The sequence below is a fragment of the Aulosira sp. FACHB-615 genome (genome assembly GCF_014698045.1).
In the GTDB taxonomy this organism is placed as follows: domain Bacteria; phylum Cyanobacteriota; class Cyanobacteriia; order Cyanobacteriales; family Nostocaceae; genus Nostoc_B.
The window spans coordinates 1-4,670 of the sequence record NZ_JACJSE010000077.1 but is presented as its reverse complement, the minus strand read 5'-3'; the positions used below and the strand labels follow the sequence as shown (position 1 = coordinate 4,670).

Sequence of the window (4,670 nt, the reverse complement as noted above, 5' to 3'; positions counted from 1 at the left end):
TTAAGTTATTTTTGAAACAACTACTACTTACTTGCCTTAATTCACCTGTTGTTACATTTGAATACTGTTTTATCTGACTTGTACGGATGACTACGGTTGGTGCAAGATGTGAGCCAGAGTGTTAGTAGAACTAGTGGCATCTCGTTTATCCCAAACTGCTGATCAATTCGAGCCGCCAAAACCGCCTAAAATTAAGCAAATCCAACAAATAGCCAAAGAGCAGAATGCCACACTAATAGAATATTCAATTATTCATCATCCCTTAATGGTGAAAATTCCCGGAAAAAGGGAATGGCAGGTATCAGAATTATATATTTGGGTGGTGAAACCCACAGGGAAAGTTACTTTTCACTCTGTTGACTTAACAAAATTTCAAAACGAAAGTCATCTAACTTTAGATCAATTAGTTAATAAAATACCAATTTCTAACATTCATGAATGGAATAAATATTTAAAGAAATTACATAAAGTTCTGATTCAGCCAATTGCTGCGGAATTACCGAAAAACCCCAATGAACATATAGTTTTTATTCCTGATGAGACTTTGTTTTTTGTTCCCTTTGCTGCATTACAAGATGAAAATGGCAAATATTTGATTGAACAACATACTATTCTAACTTCTCCTTCTATTCAAGTTTTATCACTGACTCACCAACAAAATGAAAAACTTAAACAAACTGTTCTAAACGATGTATTAGTAGTAGGCAATCCCCGAATGCCAAAAGTAGCTATTAATCCTGATGAAATTCCTCGCCAATTAGAGCCTTTGCCATTTGCTGAGATAGAAGCCAAGAAAATTGCTAGACTATTTAATACTAAAGCAATTATTGGTAAAGATGCTACTAAAATCAATGTTTTACAGAGGATGAAAACGGCACAAATTATTCATTTGGCAACTCATGGATGGGCTGAAGATCAGGGAGGATTAGGAAGTTGGATTGCTTTAGCTCCCGATGCTGGAGATAATGGTTTACTCACAGCAGAGGAAATTCTCTCTTTAAAGTTGAAAGCTAAGTTAGTCGTTTTAAGTGCTTGTGAAACAGCAAGAGGTTCACTGACAGGAGATGGTGTAGTTGGATTATCGCGTTCTCTGATTGCTGCGGGAACACCCAGCGTGATCGTTTCACTATGGAATATTCCCGATGAATCAACTGAGTTAATTATGACCGAATTTTATCAACATTTTCAGCAAGCTCCAGATAAAGCACAAGCTCTACGTCAAGCAATGTTAGTCTTAATTAAACAACGTTATCTTCCTTTAAATTGGGCAGCATTTACAATAATTGGTGAACCATAGAACACCGATTCACTAATAAAACACAAGATGGTACGAGTACAGTTAGTTTATCCAAAAATCCCAGATAGCAAAAACTGCCCTTTGGAACGCTGCATAGCTTTTGAAAAATATGATGGAACCAACTTACATTGGGTTTGGAATTTTGAACTTGGCTGGTATGCTTTTGGTACGCGTCGAGATCGCTTTGATTTGGATGAGCAGGGGATTGCACAATTCAATGCTGCACATCCAGGATTAGAAGAAGCTTCTGATATTTTTAATAGAGAGTTTGCCAGTGCTTTAGAAGGAGTATTTAGAGAAAATAAGAACTATCAATATCCAGAAATTACTGTGTTTACTGAGTTTTTTGGGATGAACTCATTTGCAGGAATGCACAAGCAGGATGACCCAAAACAACTGCTTATTTTTGATGTACAAACCGATAAATATATTATTCATCCCGAACAATTTATTCAAGATTTCAGTAAATTTAATATTGCGCGTGTTGTTTATCGCGGTAAGCTAACTGGCAAATTTATTCATGATGTTCGTGAAAGTAAATATGATGTAAACGAAGGAGTGATCTGTAAAGGAGGAAAAAATATTAATAACCTCTGGATGGTAAAAATTAAAACTTATTCTTATCAGAAAAAATTACAGCAAGTTTTTACAAATGATTGGCAGTCATACTGGGAATAAGGTTTGCACTCACGCCTTTACACTGAATCTGTTGGTGCATTGTGAGCAGGAAATCCTAATGCACCACCAAATTTTTATTGCCTTAATTCACCAGCTTCAATTCTTCACGCTTAGTGTTCGACCCCACCATCTTAATCAACTGCTGATTCAGGTAGCTCTGGGCTGAAACATAAACGTTATCCCAAATCACCGGGTTACGGCAGATTTTACTGCCAACAGTGTTACCTGCTAATTTCTCCGACACCAAGTATTTCTTATAATAGTTTGCCCACAAATGCTGTAGAAAATCTTCAGCAAACTCATCAAAAGGAATGATCCAGTTGTACTGTTCATCCAAAAATACCCGATAAGCAGCAACAATAGGCATGGCAATATCAGCAGGTGCAGCAAACCCAAACGAGTATCGGCTATCGGGCAGCAGTGTATTCTTGCGCGGGTCGATAGAGGCGAGGTCAACTACTCCCTTTCGTCTGGGCTTGGTTATGTGTTCCTCAATTATTTGAAATAACCGTTGCTCAATCCATAACCCTTTGGGCAGTAACGGTAACAATTTCGATAGCCTTTGTCTTTCCGCCTCACTCAATGAAGGCGTATTGCTAACAGGTGGATGTTTGGTTCTGCTTTTGCTGTCTGGGTTGTATTTGTTCCTGTCCAGGCAGTTCATCAACTTAATGAGATGGTTGACATTGCACTGAGGGCTTTTGGGCGCACCGCTTTGGTTCTGGTAATAGGCAATGCGGAATTTGGTTTTTTCCTCTCGCTCCAGTTGAGTTAAAAACTGTTTCAGGAATTTATAATCACCCCTAGCGTTAACTTTAGAACGCGCGTCAACCGGGGCAGAAGTATTAGAAGCCAGGGCGATGTCTTTGGCATCGTCCTCACTAAGCCCAATGTGGATTGTGACTTTGACTCTGGCTTCACTTAGATCATACTTGTATTCTCTGGCCTGTTGAAAGGCTAAAACCGTATGCCCACCATTGATAATGCCATCGCTACCGCCCTCAGAGGCTTCCAGTATCTCTAGTTCTAGCTGAGTCTTTTTACTGTTAGGCTTGACCTTGTTGGCACACAGCACGATACCACTATGTCTGGAGAAGAATTTGTCAGGCTCAGTGGTTAAGGAGTCAAAGATTTGTCTGTATGTCGAGCTTTTGCGGTTGGGTTCTCTGATATTGGGTTCTAGAGGTAGGTCGGCAGGGAAACTGTCAACGTGAACGGTAGCGATAATGCAGTGGGGGTTTGCATTGAAGAACTGGTCTACTTTTAATGTCCAATTCTTAGGCATAGTTTCTTTGGTGTGGGGAGTGCAACTGATACTAATGAAGAATACAAAATTTAGGAGCAAATGACCAAGCCCTGTAAGGTCAAACCTTTGATCTCCACACCAGAAATGAGAAAAAATAAAGCGACGGGTAAAAACCACATCACTTTGCCTTTACCATCTTTGGAGAGTAACCCTATTTAATTTTGTTACGCTATTAAGCGAGATGACTCAACATTTATTAAGATACCTTCACGCACTGCATTTCCGGCAACAGTTGCAATTGCATCCCAGTCTTCATTGTTGTACAGCACACTCAACAATTCCTGTAATACTTGGCTATCACCAATCAATTCTTCGGAGTACAAATCATCACGCATCAATATACTTTCTAGGGAAGGAATAGCTTTTTGCTGTGGTAATTGTAGACGAGACAATAAACGTGTAGATGCAGTTTCAATAGCTTTTTCTTCCCCTACTCCTAGATTCCATCCCTGTAGCATCTGACGAATTTCTCGGTTGAGGGATAAACGTAGTATTGTCATCCTATGTAATAATGCCGGATTTTTCATAAAGGCAACAAACACTCGCTCATTACCCCAATCAAGTCCTGCGCTTACATCGCAAGCAGCTTCATCTTCAGCACGAATTGCTGCTTGTATAGATTCACGGTTAAACAATAATTCAATTGCTTCTTCAACTGTAATATTTTCTTCCATATCCAGATTTTTGTCTATTATCGTCGTAGCTGACTGTATTCAAAATAAATTAAATTGTTCTGATTTTCATCTACTCCGAAATTGTTCATCAATTGATTTTCGTAAAATCGCACACTTTCAGGTAAAGAGTGTAACCCTACCCTTCCACCATATCCTAACTCCACACTTCTGAGTCTGGCGTAACGTAACAGGTTAGTACCAACACCTCGAAACCTTGGCGGACGTTGGATAACTTTTCTATTCCAAGGTGCGGAAGCTAAAAATTCCACATATACTAGTTTTCGTCCGTATTCCTCATGAGAACCATGACGTTGAGTTTCTATTTTCATTAACCCTTGTGTGCTGTCTTCTGCTACGAGCGCATATCCTTCAAATTCCGAATTTCTTCTAATAAAATTTAATTTAAATAACCAGTCCCATTGTTTATCTTGGGTTTGATATTTTTGTAATTCCTTAGACCATAAATTGACAAAATCATCAATATGCTTGGGAGCTAATTCCTCAATAATACCCTGAATTGGAAGATTATCAAATCCTCGGATTAATTCAATTTCAAAACTCACAAAATCTACCTAAAAAATAATTTTTTATACACTGTTTTTCAATACCTTCGCCAAAATAAGAGGATGAAGAGAGAGGGCTGATGTAGTAGAGTTATTGTCTTCCCAAACGACAACTCAAAAGCCACAACAAGCCCATGCCCGATATCTTATCA

Annotated in this window: 5 protein-coding genes; 2 read left to right on the top strand and 3 right to left on the bottom strand. The window is 38.7% G+C overall.

The window, feature by feature from the left end:
• Nucleotides 1–118 precede the first annotated feature (118 nt).
• Both H6G77_RS35190 and H6G77_RS35185 read left to right on the top strand, forming a co-directional pair.
• On the top strand, nt 119–1,297 hold the full coding sequence (locus H6G77_RS35190) for a CHAT domain-containing protein (RefSeq protein ID WP_313954547.1): 1,179 nt from the start codon (nt 119–121) through the stop codon (nt 1,295–1,297).
• An 81-nt stretch (nt 1,298–1,378) separates the two neighbouring features.
• Nucleotides 1,379–1,975, top strand: a complete 597-nt coding sequence (locus H6G77_RS35185) for an RNA ligase family protein (RefSeq protein ID WP_242049412.1) — start codon at nt 1,379–1,381, stop codon at nt 1,973–1,975.
• Nucleotides 1,976–2,057: 82 nt separating this feature from the next.
• On the opposite strand, the gene H6G77_RS35180 is transcribed toward H6G77_RS35185, so the two are convergent.
• From H6G77_RS35180 to H6G77_RS35170, 3 genes are all read right to left on the bottom strand, one after another.
• A complete protein-coding gene (locus H6G77_RS35180; RefSeq protein ID WP_190874138.1) occupies nt 2,058–3,260 on the bottom strand; it encodes an AIPR family protein in 1,203 nt (400 codons plus the stop codon).
• A gap of 185 nt (nt 3,261–3,445) precedes the next feature.
• Entirely contained in the window at nt 3,446–3,955 is a 510-nt protein-coding gene (locus H6G77_RS35175) for a hypothetical protein (protein ID WP_190595217.1), read from the bottom strand.
• 17 nt (nt 3,956–3,972) lie between these two features.
• Nucleotides 3,973–4,518, bottom strand: coding sequence for a GNAT family N-acetyltransferase (locus H6G77_RS35170; RefSeq protein ID WP_190595216.1), 546 nt, complete (start codon nt 4,516–4,518; stop codon nt 3,973–3,975).
• Nucleotides 4,519–4,670 lie beyond the last annotated feature (152 nt).